The sequence below is a fragment of the Winogradskyella sp. genome (assembly GCF_965228925.1).
In the GTDB taxonomy this organism is placed as follows: domain Bacteria; phylum Bacteroidota; class Bacteroidia; order Flavobacteriales; family Flavobacteriaceae; genus Winogradskyella.
This window is the reverse complement of record NZ_OZ245845.1, coordinates 3,848,792-3,865,350: the sequence shown is the minus strand read 5'-3', so window position 1 is coordinate 3,865,350 and position 16,559 is coordinate 3,848,792. Positions and strand designations below refer to the sequence as shown.

17 protein-coding genes are annotated in these 16,559 nt (G+C 37.0%); 10 read left to right on the top strand and 7 right to left on the bottom strand.

Annotated features, from left to right (window positions below; genetic code table 11):
• Positions 1 to 42 precede the first annotated feature (42 nt).
• The 3 genes from ACO052_RS16030 to ACO052_RS16020 are packed head-to-tail and all read left to right on the top strand — an operon-like array spanning position 43 to position 2,512.
• The gene (locus ACO052_RS16030) at positions 43 to 882 is read left to right on the top strand and encodes a 1,4-dihydroxy-2-naphthoyl-CoA synthase (RefSeq protein WP_422104799.1); all 840 of its coding nucleotides are present in this window, start codon (positions 43 to 45) and stop codon (positions 880 to 882) included.
• A gap of 13 nt (positions 883 to 895) precedes the next feature.
• Positions 896 to 1,798, top strand: a complete 903-nt coding sequence (gene menA, locus ACO052_RS16025; protein ID WP_422104798.1) for a 1,4-dihydroxy-2-naphthoate octaprenyltransferase — start codon at positions 896 to 898, stop codon at positions 1,796 to 1,798.
• 39 nt (positions 1,799 to 1,837) lie between these two features.
• Positions 1,838 to 2,512 carry a metal-dependent hydrolase gene (locus tag ACO052_RS16020; protein WP_422104797.1) on the top strand — a complete coding sequence of 225 codons (675 nt, stop codon included), beginning with the start codon at positions 1,838 to 1,840 and terminating at the stop codon, positions 2,510 to 2,512.
• A gap of 3 nt (positions 2,513 to 2,515) precedes the next feature.
• Here ACO052_RS16020 and ACO052_RS16015 read toward each other — a convergent pair whose 3' ends face one another.
• Both ACO052_RS16015 and ACO052_RS16010 read right to left on the bottom strand, forming a co-directional pair.
• Positions 2,516 to 3,316, bottom strand: a complete 801-nt coding sequence (locus ACO052_RS16015; protein ID WP_422104796.1) for an SDR family oxidoreductase — start codon at positions 3,314 to 3,316, stop codon at positions 2,516 to 2,518.
• The gene (locus ACO052_RS16010) at positions 3,309 to 4,208 is read right to left on the bottom strand and encodes a sterol desaturase family protein (RefSeq protein WP_422104795.1); all 900 of its coding nucleotides are present in this window, start codon (positions 4,206 to 4,208) and stop codon (positions 3,309 to 3,311) included. Before ACO052_RS16010 ends, ACO052_RS16015 begins: the two co-directional genes overlap by 8 nt.
• A gap of 93 nt (positions 4,209 to 4,301) precedes the next feature.
• Between ACO052_RS16010 and ACO052_RS16005 the strand changes: the two genes are divergently transcribed.
• The 6 genes from ACO052_RS16005 (at position 4,302) to ACO052_RS15980 (ending at position 11,224) form a co-directional block, all read left to right on the top strand.
• Positions 4,302 to 4,991 (top strand): DUF2490 domain-containing protein, encoded by a 690-nt coding sequence (locus tag ACO052_RS16005; protein WP_422104794.1) that lies wholly within the window; start codon positions 4,302 to 4,304, stop codon positions 4,989 to 4,991.
• 4 nt (positions 4,992 to 4,995) lie between these two features.
• Positions 4,996 to 6,036 carry an o-succinylbenzoate synthase gene (locus tag ACO052_RS16000; RefSeq protein WP_422108075.1) on the top strand — a complete coding sequence of 347 codons (1,041 nt, stop codon included), beginning with the start codon at positions 4,996 to 4,998 and terminating at the stop codon, positions 6,034 to 6,036.
• Complete coding sequence (locus ACO052_RS15995) at positions 6,033 to 6,968, top strand: CPBP family intramembrane glutamic endopeptidase (RefSeq protein ID WP_422104793.1); 936 nt, start codon at positions 6,033 to 6,035, stop codon at positions 6,966 to 6,968. Before ACO052_RS16000 ends, ACO052_RS15995 begins: the two co-directional genes overlap by 4 nt.
• A complete protein-coding gene (locus tag ACO052_RS15990; RefSeq protein WP_422104792.1) occupies positions 6,969 to 8,051 on the top strand; it encodes an AMP-binding protein in 1,083 nt (360 codons plus the stop codon). It abuts the gene before it with no gap.
• An 88-nt stretch (positions 8,052 to 8,139) separates the two neighbouring features.
• A complete protein-coding gene (locus ACO052_RS15985) occupies positions 8,140 to 8,700 on the top strand; it encodes a hypothetical protein (protein ID WP_422104791.1) in 561 nt (186 codons plus the stop codon).
• A gap of 172 nt (positions 8,701 to 8,872) precedes the next feature.
• Entirely contained in the window at positions 8,873 to 11,224 is a 2,352-nt protein-coding gene (locus tag ACO052_RS15980) for a YfbK domain-containing protein (protein WP_422104790.1), read from the top strand.
• A gap of 64 nt (positions 11,225 to 11,288) precedes the next feature.
• Here the strand turns inward: ACO052_RS15980 and ACO052_RS15975 are convergent, their stop codons facing one another.
• The 3 genes from ACO052_RS15975 to ACO052_RS15965 form a co-directional block, all read right to left on the bottom strand.
• Positions 11,289 to 12,146 carry an OmpA/MotB family protein gene (locus ACO052_RS15975; protein ID WP_422104789.1) on the bottom strand — a complete coding sequence of 286 codons (858 nt, stop codon included), beginning with the start codon at positions 12,144 to 12,146 and terminating at the stop codon, positions 11,289 to 11,291.
• 104 nt (positions 12,147 to 12,250) lie between these two features.
• A complete protein-coding gene (locus ACO052_RS15970) occupies positions 12,251 to 13,243 on the bottom strand; it encodes a glycosyltransferase family 2 protein (protein WP_422104788.1) in 993 nt (330 codons plus the stop codon).
• Complete coding sequence (locus tag ACO052_RS15965; protein ID WP_422104787.1) at positions 13,244 to 13,693, bottom strand: type I restriction enzyme HsdR N-terminal domain-containing protein; 450 nt, start codon at positions 13,691 to 13,693, stop codon at positions 13,244 to 13,246.
• Positions 13,694 to 13,807: 114 nt separating this feature from the next.
• Here ACO052_RS15965 and holA point away from each other — a divergent pair, with 114 nt between their 5' ends.
• Positions 13,808 to 14,815 (top strand): DNA polymerase III subunit delta, encoded by a 1,008-nt coding sequence (gene holA / locus ACO052_RS15960; RefSeq protein WP_422104786.1) that lies wholly within the window; start codon positions 13,808 to 13,810, stop codon positions 14,813 to 14,815.
• Positions 14,816 to 14,820: 5 nt separating this feature from the next.
• Here the strand turns inward: holA and ACO052_RS15955 are convergent, their stop codons facing one another.
• Both ACO052_RS15955 and ACO052_RS15950 read right to left on the bottom strand, forming a co-directional pair.
• Positions 14,821 to 15,912, bottom strand: coding sequence for a T9SS type A sorting domain-containing protein (locus ACO052_RS15955; protein ID WP_422104785.1), 1,092 nt, complete (start codon positions 15,910 to 15,912; stop codon positions 14,821 to 14,823).
• A 111-nt stretch (positions 15,913 to 16,023) separates the two neighbouring features.
• Positions 16,024 to 16,548: a GNAT family N-acetyltransferase gene (locus ACO052_RS15950; RefSeq protein ID WP_422104784.1), complete on the bottom strand. Its 525-nt coding sequence runs from the start codon at positions 16,546 to 16,548 to the stop codon at positions 16,024 to 16,026.
• Positions 16,549 to 16,559: the final 11 nt, after the last annotated feature.

Sequence of the window (16,559 nt, the reverse complement as noted above, 5' to 3'; positions counted from 1 at the left end):
TATTATTAATTCCTTATTTTTGCCATTAAAATATTGAAGAGAATGAGTCATATAGATTGGAAAATTGCCAAATCTTATGAGGATATAACATATCATAAATGCAATGGTGTAGCGCGAATCGCTTTTAACCGTCCTGATGTACGAAATGCCTTTCGTCCAAAAACAACATCAGAGCTTTATGATGCCTTTTATGATGCTAATGAAGACGTTAATATCGGCGTCGTGCTATTAAGTGCTGAAGGACCATCTTCAAAAGATGGTATTTGGAGTTTTTGTTCTGGTGGAGACCAAAAAGCAAGAGGTCACCAGGGTTATGTGGGTGACGATGGTTATCATCGTCTAAATATTCTGGAGGTTCAGCGTCTCATTAGGTTTATGCCAAAGGCAGTAATAGCTGTGGTTCCTGGATGGGCTGTCGGTGGTGGACATAGTTTACATGTAGTATGTGACCTCACCCTTGCCAGCAAAGAGCATGCTATTTTTAAGCAGACGGATGCCGATGTCACTAGTTTTGATGGCGGTTATGGTTCAGCGTATTTAGCCAAAATGGTGGGGCAGAAAAAAGCAAGGGAGATATTCTTCTTAGGTAGAAATTATTCAGCGCAAGAAGCTTTTGAAATGGGAATGGTCAATGCCGTAATTCCGCATGAAGAATTAGAAACTACAGCTTACCAATGGGCTCAAGAAATATTGGCTAAGTCGCCAACATCAATAAAAATGCTCAAATTTGCTATGAACCTCACGGATGATGGCATGGTTGGTCAACAAGTATTCGCTGGTGAAGCGACACGTCTCGCCTATATGACGGATGAAGCAAAAGAAGGTAGAGATGCCTTTTTAGAGAAGAGAAAGCCTAACTTCCCCAAAAAATGGATCCCTTAATCTATGAATTTGAATGAAAGAAATTAGACCATGGCTTTCTGCCATGAGACTTAGAACACTTCCCCTTTCAGTTTCTGGTATTATCTTAGGAACTTGTTTTGCCTATTACAATGGCCGCTTTAGTTGGTGGGTTTTGGTCTTGGCCATATTAACCACCATAAGTTTACAAATACTTTCAAATTTGGCCAATGATTATGGGGACAGCGTTAATGGTGCAGATAATAATGAGCGTGTGGGGCCAAGACGTGCTGTTCAAAGCGGTAGTATTACTCCAGAAGAGATGCTAGATGCCATAAAGTTTAACATTGTACTGGTCATTATTTTAACACTTGCCTTGATATGGGCGGCTTTCGGATCAACCAATTTTCTGTTTTTACTATTATTCGTGTTTTTAGGTGGCATCTCGGTTTATGCTGCATTAAATTATACTATGGGCGATGCTCCTTACGGCTATAGAGCCCTCGGTGATATTTTTGTGTTTATTTTTTTTGGATTGGTCAGCACTATAGGAAGCTACCTATTATACATGCACAAAATAGATCATGTTACGATACTACCTTCTATAGCATTGGGGTTATTGAGTGTTGGAGTTTTAAATCTCAATAATATGAGAGATTTAGATGCCGATGCCAATGCAGGGAAAATAACTATTGCCGTGAAGCTAGGCATTAAGCGAGCAAAACAATACCATTACGTTCTTATTATGGGGGCCATGTTCATTACCGTAGTTTTCTCTATTCTTTATTACGTAGCGCCTTATAATTTTTTATATGTGTTAGTGTTTTTGCCATTGGTGATCCATCTCAAGAAAATACGTGCGGCCAAACTACCCGATGATTTTGATGGTCAGCTGAAAGTTTTGGCCTTATCCACATTTCTTTTCGCACTTCTCTTAGGTGTTGGTTATATTTTATAGTAATTTTAGAGACAAGTTTAGTTCTCAAATTCCACAATAATGAAAATTACATTTTACGGACATGCATGTCTAGGTATACAAATTAAAGACACTCATATTCTTGTTGATCCTTTTATAACGGGCAATGAAAGAGCCTCGAGTATTGACATAGATAGTATTAAAGCCGATTATATTTTAGTTACTCATGCGCACCAAGACCACACGCTAGATGTTGAAGCCGTTGCCAAGCGCACAGGTGCTGTTATCGTTTCTAATTATGAAATAGTTATGCACTACCAAAATTTGGGATTGAAAGGTCACCCTATGAATCACGGCGGTTCATGGAAATTTGATTTTGGAAAAGTGAAGTATGTCAATGCCGTCCACACCTCTTCTTTTCCGGATGGAAGCTATGGTGGGCAGCCAGGCGGTTTTGTAATACAAGCAGATAAGACCTTATATATTGCAGGCGATACCGCATTGACTTATGATATGAAATTAATAGGAAAGCACTACGATTTGGATTTAGCCGTACTACCGATAGGCGATAATTTTACGATGGGTGTTGACGATGCACTCATTGCTTGTAGATTTATAGATTGCCACAGAATATTAGGGTATCATTATGATACTTTTGGTTATATAGAAATCGATAAGCCACAAGCCGTAGCTAAGTTCGATGCAAGATTAAAACGACTGATTCTTTTAGATATTGGAGAAAGTATGGAGGTGTAAGTTTTACTTCACTTTGCTTCTCATCACCAATTTGTGAATGAGTCGAGGGGACAGTCGTTTGACGTAAACTCCGAATTTTTCAAATTGCCCTATGTAGGCTTCAAATTTTTCTTTACGCATAGCTTTAATCATCTTTTTTACAAAGGTATTGACATCAAGACCGTTTTCTGTCATATCATCTTGATAGCCTTGTTCAGAACCATCGCCTGTTAAAGCATTACGAGCAATATTGGTATTGACAAAACCAGGGCAAATCATCGTAACTTTGATATGGTCTTTGCTATGCTCTAATCGTAAAGCATCAAAAAAACCGTGTAAGGCGTGTTTTGCACCACAATACGATGATCTATAATGTGAGCTAAATTTCCCCATAAGACTAGAGACAACTACATAATAACCTGATTTATTTTTAATAAAATGGGGTAAAAGTGCTTTGGATAAGGCCACGGTCCCCAAGTAATCGATCTCCATTAACTTTTTATCAACTTCGATAGACGTTTCTATAATAGGAGAGCGCTGACTGATGCCACCATTGTTGACCAAAATATCAATGCGATTGAAAAACGTGAGTGCTCTATCAACAACAGATTCCATTTCACTATAATGAGCTAAATCTAAGGTTAGAACCTTAACATTTTCGGGGTGCAGGCATTGTTGTTTTACCAGTTGTAGTTCTGCCGCTCTTCGAGATGATAAGATAAGTTTACAGTTATAATGGGATAAAGCTATAGCGAGTGCTTTACCAATACCACTCGATGCTCCGGTAATCCATATAACCTTATTTTCAAATTTAGTCTTACCCATTTTCGTTCAGCCACTCTTTTCGCAAATCCTCACTTATCTTTCCCGTGCCATCATGTTTCCATCCTGGGGGTTTTATGAAATACGACAAACGTTCTTTCAATGTTTTCCGTCCAGTAAGAGCATCCCTAAACATATATAACCATTCCATAAACGCTATTTTAACCGGGTTAAAGGTTTTTATATTCTTCACCAAACCATAGGTGACTTTTTCCTCCTTTAGCTCAGGTTGAAATGTACCGAAGAACTTATCCCAAATAATAAGGATACCTGCATGGTTACGATCCAGATAAATAGGATTACTGCCATGATGTACCCGATGATGGGATGGGGTATTAAAAACAGCTTCGAACCATCTTGGCATTTTATCAATAGCTTCCGTATGTATCCAAAATTGGTACAAAAGACTAATGGACATTTGAAGCATAATCATTGCTGGATGAAAGCCTAATAAAGGCAACCAGAGCCAGAAAATAAAGGTGTAAAAACTACCAGACCAAGTTTGTCTTAAAGCCGTGCTGAGATTATAGTGTTGTGATGAATGATGCACCACATGGGATGCCCAGAATAAGCGACATTCGTGCGATATGCGGTGAAACCAATAGTAGGACAGATCATCGGCAAAAAACAACAAAGCAAAAGACCACCAAGTGATTGGGGTTTCAAATAGTTTAAAATTGTCATAAACCCAAAAAAAGGCGAGTAATACGACGGCCTTACTCGCAAAACCCAAAATAACATTGCCCAATCCCATAGAAATCGAAGCCAAAGCATCCTTAGTTTCATAACCTTTTACATGCTTAAGCTGTGCTCTTGTAGTAACATATAATTCCAATGCCATGGCAAGTATAAAGAACGGAATGGCGTACAGAATGATGTTGGGGAAGTCCGGCATTTATTTTTCTTTAAAAATAAGATTTTTTAAAATAAACAGGCGTTAAAAAATGTCAGTTACGTATTTTTATACCTTAATTTTTGTCAGGTATTTATGAGATATAAATTTATTGTTCTATTGGCTTGTTTTTGCTTCAGTTTAAGCTATTCTCAAGTTGATGAATCGCAAACTGGTGCTTGGTACATGTACTTTTACAATCTTCAGCTTAAAAATAGCCAATTTGGTATTCAAGGAGATTTTCAATATCGGGATTGGCAAGGTCTCGGTGACATGGAACAATTGTTATTGCGTTCGGGTATGACCTTTTCCCCTAAAGGCTCCGGTATCATGTTTACCTTAGGGTATGCCAATATTACTACAGGCCAATTTGGTGAGAGCGATAGTACAGTTGGGGAAAACCGTATATATCAAGAAGCTTTGATTCCTCAAAAGTTGGGAAATCGATTCTATCTAACGCATCGCTTTAGATACGAACAGCGTTTTGTTGAAGATCAGGATTTTAGGACACGTTACCGCTACAACCTCTTTTTAAATGTACCGCTCAATCGCAAAACCTTAAATAAAAAGGCCATCTATGTTGCTTTATACAATGAACTGTTTATTAACGGACAAACCGACATAGGTGATGGGAGGGAAGTGCAACTCTTTGATAGAAATAGAACTTATTTAGGAGTAGGCTATGTTTTAAATTCTAAAATTCGTTTTCAATTGGGGTGGATGAATCAGAAAACGGTTAACTGGGGAAAGGGCCAATTGCAATTTAGTATGCATCACAATATATAGGATGATAAAAGCAAGCTACTACAGGTATGTCCTTAATTTTAAAAGACCTAGTGGAACGTCTAGAGGTATTATGACCACCAAGGAGACTTGGTTTATCATAATTGAAAATAATGACCGAAAAGGTATTGGCGAATGTGGTATTTTACGAGGTCTTTCTATAGATGATCGCCCAGATTACGAAGAAAAACTCAAATGGGTTTGCGCTAATATTAATATGGGCCTGGAAAGATTGGTCAGTGAGCTAGTCGAACTGCCGAGCATTCAGTTTGGTGTTGAAATGGCTTTTAAGTCATTAGATGGTACTGATGCTTTTACCTTATTTCCTTCAGCATTTACCAAAGGTTTCGACGCGATTCGTATAAACGGATTGATTTGGATGGGAGATGAGGCTTTTATGCGCGCACAGGTTAAGGATAAGATTGAAGCTGGCTTCGATTGTATTAAGCTTAAAATTGGGGCTATTGATTTTCAGACTGAATTGAATATTCTAAAATCCATAAGAAAAACCTTTTCCCCCTCTGATATTGAAATACGGGTTGATGCCAATGGAGCCTTTTCCGCTAACGAAGCTTTAGAAAAATTAAAGCGTCTTTCGGAGTACAAGTTACATTCCATAGAACAACCTATAAAACCTAAACAAACGGAGGCCATGGCTGAGCTTTGTGAAGTAACGCCTTTACCCATCGCTTTGGATGAGGAATTGATAGGAGTGTTTTCGAAAAAAGAGAAGCAAAACATGCTCCAAATCATAACGCCACAATACATTATTTTGAAACCTAGCTTAATCGGTGGTTTTTATGGAAGCCAACAATGGATTGATTTGGCAGAAGACTTAAATATTAAATGGTGGATAACCAGTGCCTTGGAAAGTAACGTAGGTCTAAATGCCATTTCGCAATGGACCTATACCCTTAAAAATACTTTGCCTCAAGGTTTGGGGACGGGCAGTTTATTTACCAATAATTTTGATTCGCCATTAAGCGTAAAAAATGGTAATTTGCATTACGATATAGAAAAGGATTGGAATTTTAATTTACAAGCATGAATTATATACAACAAGCTTATAAAGGACAACGGGAATTATGGATGTTTATCTTGACGACAATTTTAGTAGCAGGCATCTTTTTACTAAACTTTGTGGTGTACTTATTTTCCGATCCATCAGATTTGGATGCTGCTTATGAATTAATGAAGGGGCTTCCCTCCAGTTTGAGCTTAGCATTAAACTTGATTCCTTTTGCCTTTTTGTTGGGACTGCTGTTTTTATTGGTAAAATTTATGCATCAACGTAGTATTTTGTCTTTAACAACGGCAAGATCTAAAGTAGACTTTGGAAGAGTTTTCTTTTCTTTTATGATGATTGCAGTCTTTACCTTAGGGACCTTTTTTATTGGCTATTCCATAGATGCTTCTGAGATTGTTTATCAGTTTAACTTTAAGAAATTCGCTATACTATTTTTAGTGAGTATTGTTTTATTTCCTTTTCAAATCGGTCTTGAAGAATATTTGTTTAGAGGTTATTTAATGCAACATATCGGTGTCTTGGTTAAGAATAAATGGTTTCCTCTAATATTCACTTCTATATTATTTGGCATTGCGCATAGTGCTAATCCCGAAGTGGCTGCTATTGGTTTTTGGAAAATGATGATCTTTTATGTAGGTACGGGTTTACTGCTAGGTATTATGACTCTCATGGATGATGGGCTCGAATTGGCCTTAGGCTTCCATTTAGGGAACAACCTCTTAGCCTCACTTTTAATCACTGCCGATTGGACCGCATTGCAGACCGATGCCATATTTAAAAGTACGGCTGAACCTTCCATGAGTATAGTCTCTGAAATCTTAGTACCCGTTCTTGTGGTGTATCCTATTATGCTTATGATTTTGTCTAAGCGTTATGGCTGGAAAAACTGGCAAGAGCGATTATTTGGAAACGTATCAGAACCACCAAAAGAGGATTATAAAATTATAGAATAGATGACACCCAAATACGATAAAGTTCATAACCGATTTAAATTAAATGGTTTACATTATAGCCATGAGGATTTAAAAGAAGTGGCTTACAGCCTTATTAAAGAAGGTGAGGCTTATGAGAAAGTTACAGGTAATTTTTTGATTGATTGGCTCAATGATAATGATTACTTGCATGTGAACACCTCTGGATCTACAGGAAAGCCCAAACTGATAAAGCTAAAGAAGCAGGCTATGGTGAATTCCGCGATTGCCACTGGTGACTTTTTTGGTCTAGAGCCGGGGGATACAGCTCTAGATTGTTTACCAAGTCATTATATCGCCGGTAAAATGATGCTGGTTAGAGCGATGATTTTAGGTTTGGAAATAGATCATGTAGAGCCAAGTGCACATCCTATTTTCGATTATGAAAAGCAGTACGACTTTTGTGCTATGATTCCCCTACAGTTAAAACATACGATTAACTATACCCAAAATATTAAAAGCATAATTGTTGGCGGTTCTAAAATAACGCAACCTCTGCTAGAACGCATTAAGAGTAGCGATTCGAAATTCTATGAAACCTATGGTATGACCGAGACTGTCACTCATGTAGCCATAAGACGATTAGCGTCGCAGGTTTCTGATGGTGAAGCGCTATTCAATGCCTTACCTAATGTTACCTTTTCTCAGGACGACCGCCAATGTTTAGTGGTTAGGGCTCCAAAATTAGTAGATGAGCCTTTGGTCACTAGTGATATAGTAGACTTAAAGTCTGAAACAAGTTTCGACCTATTAGGACGTATTGATAATGTGATTAATTCTGGGGGTATAAAACTATTTCCAGAACAGATTGAAGACAAGTTACAGCCCGTCATCGATGAGCGTTTTATTGTCGCAGGAGAAGAAGATGATGCGCTCGGAGAGCGTCTGATCTTAATTGTAGAGAACCCTAGGGATACTGCAGAAAGTATTGCCAACAGAATCCGGTATATTAAAGGTTTGACTAAATACGAAGTCCCAAAGCATATTTATATTACGGATAAGTTTGTAGAGACTGTTAATGGTAAGATTCAGCGTAATAAGACGATAGCATCTGTTCTAGGGTAGTTAACTCACTCAAAAAGGGCGTTCCCTCATTTTTGGTTTTATTTTAGAGGTATGGCCTATAGTTTTATATAAAACTATAGGCCATACCATGAAAACATTTATTGATTCAATGCTTGCTTTAATGTGTTATCAAGTAAGCTCTTCCAAAAAAAAGACCATAGAAACGGAGTCTATTGCAATTAAAGACTTCATAAGCTTTATTCTTGAAAAATATCCCGTCGTAACGGATTCTATTCTGATTAGAAATATTACGTTTTTAATACAGACCTATGACAATAGTTTTAATGATGAAGAAAGGTTATTGCTCAAACAAGCCTTTAAATTAATCTCGGACAGACTAAGAGAAAAGGATGCAATTCGTGTTATTTCCTATGAAAAATATAACGGAGTTGTACTGGATTGGACAAGTCCGAAACAAAGCAAAAAAATATTGCATGCCATAGAGTATCCTGTACCTAGCACTGATTTTTTAGGGGCTAATGTTATTGAGTTTGCCTACAAGAATACAAGACAACAATTTATAAACGACTCTAAGAATTCTATAGTAAAGATCAACCTTCTTAACACTGAGGTAGCCGTTGAAAATGAAGAACCATTAGTCTATATGCCACGGCATGCGACTCCTGCACCAGCGGGAATAGTATTTTAGCGATACCTGCCATAGGTTTATTAAGGCTTCACTAAACGGAAAATTCAACCTCATAAGATTATAGAATCTGATCTTGAGGAGTTAACTCATCAAAAGGTCACTTTGGCTCATTATTGGTTTTTTCAGATTACAGCTGTCTGTAAGTTTACAGTAAACTTATAAGACAGTCATTATGAAAAACGTATTTATTTTTTTATGCATTTCTCTTTTTGCTTGGAGCGGCTATAGTCAAGAAAAAGAAATTTCAGGAACAGTAACTACTATCAGCGATGGTTTGCCGTTACCAGGTGCAAGTGTAGTTATTAAAGGAACATCTCTAGGAGTACAGACAGATATTGATGGATTATACACTATAAAAGCCAAGGTAGGTGATATTTTAGTTGTCAGTTATGTAGGTATGGAAACTGCCGAAGTAAAAATAGGAGATGCCAATGTATACGATGTGGCCTTAAAGGAAGACCAAAATGCATTGGATGAAGTTGTGGTGATTGGTTATTCTACAACGACAAAAGAAGCCTATACGGGTACGGCAGCCGTAGTATCATACGAAAATATCAGTCAACCTAGTAAATCGGAATTAAGAAGACAAAAAAAGCAAGCTTATCACAAAAAATTAGCAGATCAGATTCAATCTAACGCTGTTACTCAGACTTTGCAAGGAGAAGTTACTGGTGTTAATGTCATTGAGCGCAATGATAGTCCAGGTTCGAGTGCCCAAATAAGTATTCGGGGTTATAGATCTCTCAATGGACATCATCAACCTCTCGTTATCATAGATGGTGCAATTTCTACTAATAATATTGGTGATATAAACCCAAATAATATTGAAAATATTAATGTATTAAAAGATGCCAGTGCGACTTCTATTTACGGAAGTAGAGGAGCTAATGGGGTTATTCTTATTTCCACAAAGGGTAAAAAATTAAATATCCAAAAACAACCTTTATACATTGTAGATGGTAGGCCTATCAACAAAGCAAACAATTATGTCATCGAAGATATACCACAAACGGATATTGAAAGTAAAACGATTTATGAAGCTTCTGAAGCAAAGGATAAATTCGGGAAAATAGCCAAACATGGTTGCATTGTTATTACAACGCATCAAGGTAATTTTAGATTTAAAAATGAGAGCTACGCTTTAATACATGAAAATGATTTTGAGAAGACCTCTATATCTCCATTATCTACGTTTTCCATTGATGTAGATAAAGCCTCTTACAGTAATATAAGACGTATGATTAACAATGGTGCTTATATAGAACCTAATGCGGTTAAAATTGAAGAGATGATTAATTATTTCAATTATGACTATCCACAACCAACCGATGAGCACCCATTTTCCATTAATACTGAAGTCGTTCAAACGCCATGGCACCAAGATACGCAGCTGGTACGAATTGGCCTTCAAGGAAAAACGTATAAGAATGAAGAGCTACCAGCGTCGAACCTCATATTTTTAATTGATGTTTCGGGCTCTATGGATTCGCAAAACAAACTACCATTATTAAAAAGAGCATTTAAGCTTTTAGTGAATCAATTACGGGAAAATGATAAAGTATCTATCGTTGTTTACGCTGGTGCTGCAGGTGTTGTACTCGAGCCTACAGCAGGTAATCAAAAAGGTAAAATATTAAAAGCCTTGGATCATCTTGAAGCAGGAGGCTCTACTGCTGGAGGAGAAGGAATAAAACTAGCCTATAAATTGGCTGAAAAGCACTTTAAGAAAAATGGCAATAATCGTGTCATTTTAGCTACTGATGGAGACTTTAATGTTGGAGCATCCACTGATAAGGATATGCAAAACCTGATTGAAGAAAAGCGTAAATCTGGAGTCTTTCTATCCGTTTTAGGTTTTGGCTATGGTAATTACAAAGATTCAAAACTCGAAACATTAGCAGATAAAGGCAACGGTAACCATTCTTATATTGATAACATGCAGGAAGCACAAAAAGTTTTCGGTAAAGAATTTGGTGGAACTTTATTTACCATTGCCAAAGATGTAAAAATTCAGGTGGAGTTTAATCCCAATAAGGTACAAGCCTATCGTTTAATAGGGTATGAAAACAGATTATTGGCAGACGAAGATTTTATAGATGATACCAAGGACGCAGGTGAATTAGGAAGCGGTCATACGGTTACTGCATTGTACGAAGTAATCCCTGTTGGTCTAGAAAGTGATTATCTCAAAAAAACTCCAGAATTGAAATATACCAAAGTTGAAACATCAGATAATTATAAGGACGAATTATTCACAGTTAAATTTAGATACAAAAAACCAGATGGCACCAAGAGTATAGAAATGGTTCATGTTCAAGATACTAATGTTTCAATAGCATCCGAAGATATGAGTTTTGCTTCCGCTATAGCATTGTATGGTATGCAATTACGAAATTCCAAGTATTACAATAATGTCAAGCTAAACAAAGTCGTGGCTTTAGCTGAAAAAGGTAGAGGGCATGATAAAGATGGTTATAGAGCTGAATTTATTAGACTTGTTAAATCTTATAATTATCTCAAATAATTATTCGGAACATAAAAAACCCAATGCAAACGCATTGGGTTTCTCAATTTTATAAGCTAAATATTTAATTTCCCGCAGATAGATTCTTCATCTCTTCTTCAATCATTTCGTAGAACTCGTCAATCTTAGGTAGTACTATAATGCGAGTTCTTCTATTTTTTGCTCTATTTTCAGCAGTGTCATTATCAACTAATGGCACATGGTAACTACGCCCAGCAGCAATTAGCTTTTCAGGGTTTACCTCTAATTCTTCAAGGACTCTTACTACAGATGTCGCACGTTTTACACTCAAATCCCAGTTGTCTAATAAGGGTGGTTTGCTGTAAGGCACGTTGTCGGTATGTGATTCTACCATAGCCTCAAAATTTGGCTTTCCGTTAATAACGGTCGCCACTTTACCCAAAACTTCTTTTGCTCTGTCAGTAACGTTATAGCTTCCACTCTTAAATAAGAGCTTGTCTGCGATAGAGATAAATACCACACCTTTTTCTACATTCACTTCAATATCAGGATCGTTAATACCAACTTCTTTCTTTAAACTGGTAACAAGTGCTAAGGTTACACTGTCTTTTTTGCTTAAGGCATCCTGAAGTCTTGAGATTTTTAAGTCCTTCTCTTTTAAACTTTCTAATGATCTTTCAAGATTCTCAGCACCTTTTTGGGTTAATGTGGTTAGATTTCCCTTAGTGTCAATTAAATCTTGATTTGCCTTACGCAAATCAGCTAGTTGCTCCTTCATCGCCTCAACCCTTGCATTTGCCGCAGCCGCATCAGATAAACACGCATTTAATTTTACAGTCGCTGAGTTCAGTAAATCCTGGGTTTCTTTTTGCTTTTCTTCAAGTGCCAAATACTCCTTCTTCGATACACAAGATGCCAATAACAACATTGTGCATACACTCAATAACATTAATTTCTTCATAATCAGTTTTCAGTTTAAATTTTTAGATATGACAACTCAAAATTATAGAAAAGAAAAGATGGGCAAGCATGGATTAACAAAACTTTTAACAGTTTTATAAACAATCAAAATATTTTACGCTTTTTAATAAAATAAGACCAAACGATAGACTTGGTTTTGTAATAATGAGAACGTTTAGGTAATTGTTGGCGTAGCTTCAAAATCCGTCTCAAATTTCTATAAAACGAGGCATGTGCTTTGAGAATGGCAAAAAAGTATTTTGGTTTGAGTTGTAGCAAAAATCCTAGAGCCGCAATACCATCGAGTTTCATTCTCAGTATGGTTCTTATAAAAACATGTTTATCGGTATTTTTGACCAGTGTCAACAAACTATTCCTAAAATTGAGATAGGTCTTTTTAGGATTGGTATGGCTTAAAGTAGCACCACCGACATGATACACTGTTGAAGCCCCAACATATTTCACTGTGTAATTAGCATTAAAAGCGCGCCAGCACAAATCAATTTCTTCCATATGGGCGAAATAGGTCTCATCAAAACCATTTAAACGTTTAAAAACGGCGCTCCTAATAAAAAAACACGCACCCGATGCCCAAAAAATAGGGATGCTGTCATTGTATTGCCCTTTATCCTCCTCAATAGTGTGAAAAATACGTCCACGACAGTAAGGATACCCATATTTATCTATGAAACCACCAGCTGCTCCGGCATATTCAAAATGTGTTTTTTGCTTAAAATCTAAAATTTTTGGTTGAACTATAGCAATGTTTTCATCCGTATTGAATTCATTTAAAACCGGTTGTAACCAATCCTCGGTCACTTCAATGTCGCTATTTAATAAGCAGAGCAGTGGTTCTGTAATAGCTTTTAAGGCCTCGTTATAGCCTTTCGCGTAACCTCCGTTTTCGACATTTTGTATCAGTGTAACACTCGGGAATTTTTCGGATATTAAGGCTACAGAATCATCCGTCGAAGCATTGTCAGCAACATATATTGCCGCTTGATCGGAATATGCTATAACCGATGGCAAGAATTGTTCGAGCAATGGTTTGCCGTTCCAGTTTAAAATGACGATGGCAATATCTTTTAGCGTATACATTTATGCGGTTGTATAATCAGGGATATCTTTTAAAAACGTATAGCGTTTTGCTTCCGTATCCATTTGGCAATAATAGTGATTTATCCCATTAGTAACCATTAAGTAGTCTGCATTTAGTGCTAAATTATAGCGCGCAATTTGATCAAATGTGCCTTGATCGATTTTAATTGAATAAGATTTGCATTCTACAATTAAACGAATGCTCCCATTAGGATGAAACACAACGATATCATAGCGCTTTTTTAAGCCGTTGATGGTCAATTCCTTTTCTATATTGATGAGGGATTTAGGGTAGTTTTTGTTGTTGATGAGATAGTGTACACAGTGTTGTCGCACCCATTCCTCAGGTTGAAGAATGATGAACTTTTTCCGAATCACATCAAAAATAGAAACTTTATTTTCTGTACTTTTGAATCGGTATTCAAACTTGGGAAAGTTGAGTTCTTGCACTGCACAAAATTAAAATTATAATGTCACTTCGAGTGATTTTCGTAGAAAATTTATCGAGAAGTTCTCGATACTTTGACTAATGTCAAAACTCGAACTGACTTACAAATTAAGACTTTGGACGAAGTAAAACAATTAGTAGCTGATATTAAAAAAGGGAACCTGAAACCCCTCTATTTTTTAATGGGTGAGGAGGCCTATTACATTGACAAGATTTCTGATTTTATCGAATCTAATGTGTTGGATGAGGCCGAAAAAGGGTTTAATCAAATGGTGCTCTATGGCCGTGATGTATCTGTAGACGATATTGTAAGCAATGCCAAACGCTATCCTATGATGGCCGAACGACAGGTGGTCATTGTTAAAGAAGCCCAAGACCTCAGTAGGACCATTGAAAAACTGGCTCCTTATGCAGAAAATCCTCAGCCAACCACGGTACTAGTTATTAATTATAAGTATAAGAAGCTGGATAAACGGAAAGCTTTATATAAGGCGATAACTAAGCATGGCGGTATTGTATTTGAAAGCAAAAAGCTTTATGAGAATCAGGTGCCAGATTGGATCAGACGGGTTTTGAAAGGGCAAGGTTATGAGATTTCTCCAAAAGCAGCTCAAATGCTTGTCGAATTTTTAGGAACAGATTTGAGCAAGGTGAATAACGAACTCGATAAACTAAAAATTGTACTGCCAAAAGGCACACAGATTACACCAGAACATGTTGAAGAAAATATCGGTATCAGTAAAGACTTCAACAATTTTGAATTACGTAAAGCTGTTGGTGAGCGCAATGTGGTTAAGGCACATCAAATTGCGAAATACTTTGCCGATAACCCTAAGGATAATCCCATGGTGGTGACTGTGGCCTTGTTGTTTAATTTCTTTTCACAGTTATTGCATCTTCATGGGATGTCTGACAAGAATCCAAGGAGTGTCGCTTCTGCGCTAAGGGTGAATCCCTATTTTGTCAATGAGTATTTAGTCGCTGCACGTAATTATCCTATGAAAAAAGTAAGCTCGGTGATTGCGTTGTTGCGCGAATTTGATGTTAAAAGCAAAGGTGTAGGTGCCAATGCTGTTCCCCAAGGCGATTTGCTTAAAGAACTATTAGTTAGGATTTTAGGATAAGCCCCTCAATTAATAATCAATCGCTTCGATATGAGACTTCCGGTGCTACTGTCTTCAATTGTTACTAAATAGACGCCCGACTTTAGGTCAGATATATCAATGTTTTGTTGGTTTGAAGCTTTGACATTTTGCCCTGTGATGTTATATATTTTTGTTTTTAGATCGCCCTTACTCAACCTAATAACAGACGTTGCTGGATTTGGATAAAAGTCCATATCCAAGTGATCAATTTCAGGAATATCTAAAGTCGAAATATTAAAACTATACAAACCAGAGGCATTGGGTGCGCTTTCTTCAGCTGTTATATAATATTCATTAGCGTTAATTGGAGTAATAGCCTCGATTTGAAATGAAAAATTGGCAGGCACATTCACGGCGCTTTTAATAACGCTTCCATTGGAAAATAGCCCTGAACTAAAACCACTTAGTTGAACTAAAAAGGCACCACTTATATCATAGCCAGTTAGAAAAATACTGTTGTCTGATGCATTGTAAGTTGCACCAGAAATTAGACCTTCTGCAGTTATACTATCCACATTAGAAATACTGTATGTGCCAGGGGTTTTTGGTAATTGGTATATGTCGGTGTTACCGTTTAGCCAGTTTTTTGAAAACACATACAAACTATTATTGTAATGAATTAAACCTTCAGCGTCGAAATTGGTAGCTAAGGGGTTTGGTGTAAAATCAGTTTGATTGCTATAGCTAAAGTTAATGATATCCGCAGTAACGGAAGTACTCGTAAAATAGTCAATAATTGAAATTCTATATACTTTTAGATCTGTTCTATCACCTCTGAAGTTTCCAAAATCTCCAATATAAATATAGGTACCATCATGAGTTAAATCTTCCCAATCTTCATTTGTGGCATTGGTAATGGTTACCGTTCTTGTAACCATGCCTGTTGAAGGATCGATATCAAATAATTGGTTGGTATTAGAACTGTCGTTGTGGGTTATCAGTGTATTACTGAGATATAATAACCCTGAAGTTTCATTGACTGTGGCTTCGAGTGCGGTTTCTAATGTCAGTTCTTGTGCACCAATAGATAGAATTAGGAAAAATGAAATGACACTAAAATAAACGGATACTCTCATAACTAGTTACTGAGGCTTAAATGTAGTTATTCTTATCATTCAACTTGCAAAAACTATATGAGCCACGCTTATTTAGGACGAAATGTAAAAGTTGACAGATTTTATTTATCATTAAAAATCTAAAATGCGATGATAGTGTAGGAGCTCATCATTACTTGTTGGTAATTTTCCAACACCTTTTAACTGAAAGCCTAGACGTTCTAAGAGCCTTCGGGACGCCATATTCTCCTCTAATGTATAACCGCTCAATTCGGTTAAACTGTAATTGTGTCGCGCTTCTTGTACGAGTTGGTTTGCCGCCTCGAAAGCATAACCTTGACCATGATAGTCGGGCAGGAAAGCAAATCCAATATCTGGGACCTCTTTTCCTTCTCTATGATACACACCGCAGGTGCCAAGTTTTATATCATCTTGTACTCTAATGACGACATTATTGGTATAGCCATGTGTTTCTAATTGTGAAAAGGCTTTTTCTTTGATATAAGTTTCAGCGTCCTCTATAGTTCTTACATTTCGGTCTCCGATAAATTGAATCCACAACGGCGTATTCATTAGCTCCAATATAAATGGCGCATCTTCTACAGTAACAGGTCTGATGTGAAGTCGTTGTGTTTGGAATGATTTAGTTACTGTCATAAGCTTCCTAA

What these genes read in the sequence shown, in the direction of transcription:
- ACO052_RS16030 (WP_422104799.1), top strand. Translation starts at nt 43, where the DNA reads ATGAGTCATATAGATTGGAAAATTGCCAAATCTTATGAGGATATAACA.
- menA (WP_422104798.1), top strand. Translation starts at nt 896, where the DNA reads ATGAAAGAAATTAGACCATGGCTTTCTGCCATGAGACTTAGAACACTT.
- ACO052_RS16020 (WP_422104797.1), top strand. Translation starts at nt 1,838, where the DNA reads ATGAAAATTACATTTTACGGACATGCATGTCTAGGTATACAAATTAAA.
- ACO052_RS16015 (WP_422104796.1), bottom strand. Translation starts at nt 3,316, where the DNA reads ATGGGTAAGACTAAATTTGAAAATAAGGTTATATGGATTACCGGAGCA.
- ACO052_RS16010 (WP_422104795.1), bottom strand. Translation starts at nt 4,208, where the DNA reads ATGCCGGACTTCCCCAACATCATTCTGTACGCCATTCCGTTCTTTATA.
- ACO052_RS16005 (WP_422104794.1), top strand. Translation starts at nt 4,302, where the DNA reads ATGAGATATAAATTTATTGTTCTATTGGCTTGTTTTTGCTTCAGTTTA.
- ACO052_RS15995 (WP_422104793.1), top strand. Translation starts at nt 6,033, where the DNA reads ATGAATTATATACAACAAGCTTATAAAGGACAACGGGAATTATGGATG.
- ACO052_RS15990 (WP_422104792.1), top strand. Translation starts at nt 6,969, where the DNA reads ATGACACCCAAATACGATAAAGTTCATAACCGATTTAAATTAAATGGT.
- ACO052_RS15985 (WP_422104791.1), top strand. Translation starts at nt 8,140, where the DNA reads ATGAAAACATTTATTGATTCAATGCTTGCTTTAATGTGTTATCAAGTA.
- ACO052_RS15980 (WP_422104790.1), top strand. Translation starts at nt 8,873, where the DNA reads ATGAAAAACGTATTTATTTTTTTATGCATTTCTCTTTTTGCTTGGAGC.
- ACO052_RS15975 (WP_422104789.1), bottom strand. Translation starts at nt 12,146, where the DNA reads ATGAAGAAATTAATGTTATTGAGTGTATGCACAATGTTGTTATTGGCA.
- ACO052_RS15970 (WP_422104788.1), bottom strand. Translation starts at nt 13,243, where the DNA reads ATGTATACGCTAAAAGATATTGCCATCGTCATTTTAAACTGGAACGGC.
- ACO052_RS15955 (WP_422104785.1), bottom strand. Translation starts at nt 15,912, where the DNA reads ATGAGAGTATCCGTTTATTTTAGTGTCATTTCATTTTTCCTAATTCTA.
- ACO052_RS15950 (WP_422104784.1), bottom strand. Translation starts at nt 16,548, where the DNA reads ATGACAGTAACTAAATCATTCCAAACACAACGACTTCACATCAGACCT.